Raw genomic sequence first — 4,094 nt, forward strand, 5'->3', positions numbered from 1 at the left:
GCAGACCGCGGCCAGAAAGGCGCCGGCAAACAGGCAGCCGGTAAGCGAGCGAATCCCGGAGCAGGCCTCGACTACTCCGACGCGACCGTTCGGCAGGACCAGCACGTTTCCTTCCTGAATCATCGGATAGCCGAAAAAGCTGAAAAGTCCGAACACGACCGCCACCACCCGGCGCAGGAGGAACAGGCTCACCGAGTTCTCCACGGCGCTCAGCATCGGCGCCGAAATCATCCAGATCAGCGCCGGAAAGACGAAAAGGGCGACCGCCGCGAGGCGCGCATCGCTCAAGAGCGCGCCCCACAGCGAGCCGGGAGCCACGGAACCGATCCGGCCGGCCGGCGTATTGAAATAGATCATACCAAGCACAATGCCGCCGAAGCCCGCCGCCAGCGCGAGCGACCCGGGCTGGGTGCTGCCGAAGCCTGCCCGATACAGTCCGCCGAAAAGAAACAGGCCGAGCCCGGCGACAAGGGCTGCGGCAAAGCCGAATCCCAGGGCGTTTCTGGCCAGCGCCGGCAGCGGTATCGGTTCGGTCGACTTCACAATCGACCGCAAGCGCGGCCAGCGGTCTGCCACGACGTATCCGACCAGGATCGGCACGAGCCAGCCGAATAGGTAGTCGGGTTTGAGGCGCCACCAATAGGCCTGGTCCACCGTCAAAAAAATCACGAAGCACAGCCCGACGAAAAGCGCGCCGAGCAATCGATCCGGTACATCCTGTCGCAGTCGGGCAAGCATGGCATCAATGGGGGACAAACTTGATACCGGCGCGGCACCCGCGCAAACCGATTCACCACCCGCCATGAAACGATTGGATGGCGGCGAGCGGCGCCTCGGCGGCCGGTCGCGTTACATGCAGGTCACGCCCGGGGATCGCTCTCGACGGTGATGCATTCAACACCACTGTGCGCGTCCCCGTCCATGACTAGCGCCCGTCTGCAGGATGCCCGCAGTGCCTATCCGGCGAAAGCTGCGGCGCCAGAGTTTAGGCCGTCCGAACGGGAGTCCGCCGTTACTGCGCTCACCGCAATCCATCTCTGCTTCCTGCCTTGGGCTCTTGGAACCATGCACGTGGAGAGCCAGCTGGTGAGCCTCGCCCTCGGCGCGCTCGGCTTCGCGGTGGCGGCGTGGCCGGGTTCAAAATCGCGGCCCGCCGCCGCCCTCCTTCGATTTCCTGTCTTCTGGGCCGGACTTGTCCTGCTCGTGCTGATCACAGTTCAAGCCCTGAACCCGGCTTGGAAATACTCGCGCGATGATACTGGGTGGTGGCTTGAATCCTTAAGCCACGTGCCGTGGCTGCCCGCCGGGATCGGCGCGCCGCTCGATCGCTCCAACCCGTGGCGCGCGCTCATCGTGTTGGGCTCACTGTGGCTGCTGCTCGGCGCGATCTGGATCGGCGTCCGCCGCCAAGTGAGTTTAGAGCGTCTGTTTGCAGTGCTGATCGGAAACGCCGTCCTGCTCGCCGCGCTGGCGCTCGCCCAAAAATTGGCGGGGGCAAAGGAGATATTCTGGACTTACCGGCCGAGCAACGAGTCGTTCGTCGCAAGTTTCATTTATCCGAACCACGCCAGTCCGTACTTCAATCTCATGGCGGCCGTGGCGCTCGGACTGGCGTGGCAGCGTTATCGGCGCGTTCGAGTCGGGCGGGCGGGCATCGCCGGCGCTCGGCTGCTCACGGTCGCCGCTGTGCTCTGCGGGATCGCCGTCGTCTTCACGTTCTCGCGCGCCGCAATCGTTTTGCTGCTGGGATTCGCGTGCGCGATCGGGCTCGTGATCGCGATCCGGCGGTCCTCGCCGCAAAAACACTCCTCCGAGCACCCGGAGTTCCTGCCCCTCGCCCTGGGCCTCGTGCTCGCTCTCGGGGCGGGCCTCGGATCGCTCACTGCGGACCGACTGCAGGTCCGGTTCGCGCCCCTACTCACGGACCCGGCGGCAACCGCGCTCAGCCGACGGGTCGCCAGCCAGGCTACCGCGGAGATGTTCCTCGATCGCTGGATTTGGGGATGGGGTGCAGGCTGCTTCCGGCATGCCTTTCCCTTGTTTGCCCGCCATCATCCGCAGATCTACGGTGACGACTCCACCGGGCGAAAATACTGGGAGCATGCCCATAACGACCTGTTGCAATTTCCCGCCGAACTGGGCGTTGTCGGGATGGCTCCGCTGGGTTTCGCCGCACTGTGGGCGGCACGCCGGCTGGTCCGAAAGAGGTTCTGGCGTCAACCGACGGCCTTGAGCGGGATCGCGGGCTGCGGGATTACGCTCTTGCACGCTTCGGTCGATTTCGTGTTCCAGAATCCTGCGGTGCTTCTTACTTGGGGTACGGTTCTCATCGTCCTTCTTCGGTGGCCTGACGCACAGCCGCCCATGCCTGCCACCGGCCGACCCGCGCGAATCCCGGCGCAGGATCAACCACCGCCCGATTCGACATAGGGTGTGTATTCAGGGACCAGCCGCTTCAGCGCCGCCCGAATAGCCGGCGGTTCCTGGGCGGCGATCTGCCTCAGGTCGTCCAGCCAGGCGCAGGACCCGGCGAGTTCGGAATCGCGCAGCTGAAAGATGCGCGGATGAGCCGTCCGGGTGTGCAGTTCATTGGTGTGGCACAACTCCTCGTAGAGTTTTTCGCCCGGCCGCAGACCGGTGACCTTGATCTCGATGTCGACGTCGGGCTCATAGCCGCTCAGCTCGATCATTTGGCGGGCCATATCGAGAATCTTCACCGGCTCGCCCATATCCAGGATGAAAATCTCTCCGCCCGTCCCCATCGTCGCCGCCTGCAACACGAGGCCCGTCGCCTCCGGTATGGTCATGAAGTAACGCGTCATTTCCGGATGAGTGACAGTGACCGGTCCGCCTTGGGCGATCTGCCGCCGGAAAGTCGGAATAACGCTTCCGCTGGACCCGAGTACATTTCCAAATCTCACCGCCATGAACGCGGTAGGGTTCGCCTTCGCTTGTTGCAGATTCTGCAGCGCGATTTCAGCGAGCCGCTTGCTGCAGCCCATGACGCTGGTCGGATTGATCGCCTTGTCGGTTGAAATCAGCACGAACTTGGCGACGCCGGATTCACCCGCCAGCCGCATCAGGTCGGCGGTCGCGAGGGTGTTGTTCTTCAACGCCTCGCCCGGCTGCCGTTCCATGAGGGGCACATGCTTGTGCGCGGCAGCATGAAACACGATTTCCGGCCGGTTCCGGAGGAACACGTGGCGGATCGACTCCTGGTCGGTGATATCGACAATCAGGGGGACGACCCGGGAACCATGTTCATGCTGGACGAGTTCCTGTTCGATCTCGAACAGCGCAATCTCCGCCTGCTCCACCAGCACAAGGCGGGAGGGACGGTGAGCGAGAATCTGGCGGCACAGTTCACGGCCGATGCTGCCACCTGCACCCGTGACCAACACCACGCGGTCACGCAGCAACCGGGCGATCGAATCGCCATCGAGATTCACCGCAGACCGGCCGAGGAGATCCTCGATCGCCACCGGGCGGGAGCGGTCCACCCTGACCTCCCCCGAGGCCAGCTGGGTGAAGGACGGAATGATCAACGTGGCCGCACCGATCCGACGGCCAAGCTCCACGATCTCCTTGACTCGTTTCGGGGACGCTTCGGTGAGCGTAATGACCAGTTCGTTCACTCCCAGGAGCGGGGCGATTTGGAGCAGTCGCTCCACGCGCCCGAACACCGGAAGGCCATGAATGCTGCGGCCCACGAGGAGTGGATCCTCGTCGAAAAAACCAACGGGCACCATCCCTGAGCCCCCGCGCTGAAGAAGATCCTTCGCGACCGCCTCGCCCACATCGCCCGCTCCGATGATCGCGACCCGGCGCTCCCATCCTCCAGCTCGGGCGCGACCGGACATCGACCAAGTGCGGGCCAGCCGGAGCGACAGGCGAAACGAGCAGACCAGCGCCACGCTCAAGACAAAATCCATCACGATGACTCCGCGGGGCGGCGCGGCCTGGGTCTCGGCAAAGAACCAGAGGCCGAACATCAATCCCGACACCGTGACCATCGCGAGCACCACCGCCCGAAAATCAGCCAGGCCGAAATAACTGAGGACGCTCCGAAACTGGCCGAACGAACCGAGCAGGAA

Annotated in this window: 3 protein-coding genes; 1 reads left to right on the plus strand and 2 read right to left on the minus strand. The window is 64.1% G+C overall.

Annotated elements, in window-relative coordinates; genetic code table 11:
• Window positions 1–738: exosortase/archaeosortase family protein (locus SH809_19625; protein ID MDZ4701930.1), on the minus strand; the 738-nt coding region annotated here is incomplete at its 3' end.
• Between the two features lie 327 nt (window positions 739–1,065).
• Here SH809_19625 and SH809_19630 point away from each other — a divergent pair.
• Window positions 1,066–2,430 (plus strand): O-antigen ligase family protein, encoded by a 1,365-nt coding sequence (locus SH809_19630; GenBank protein ID MDZ4701931.1) that lies wholly within the window; start codon window positions 1,066–1,068, stop codon window positions 2,428–2,430.
• On the opposite strand, the gene SH809_19635 is transcribed toward SH809_19630, so the two are convergent.
• Window positions 2,406–4,094, minus strand: a 1,689-nt coding sequence (locus SH809_19635) for a nucleoside-diphosphate sugar epimerase/dehydratase (GenBank protein ID MDZ4701932.1), incomplete at its 5' end; no start/stop codon positions are given. The genes SH809_19630 and SH809_19635 overlap by 25 nt on opposite strands.

The organism is Rhodothermales bacterium, from assembly GCA_034439735.1.
Classification (GTDB): domain Bacteria; phylum Bacteroidota; class Rhodothermia; order Rhodothermales; family JAHQVL01; genus JAWKNW01.

What these genes read in the sequence shown, in the direction of transcription:
- SH809_19630 (MDZ4701931.1), top strand. Translation starts at nt 1,066, where the DNA reads ATGCACGTGGAGAGCCAGCTGGTGAGCCTCGCCCTCGGCGCGCTCGGC.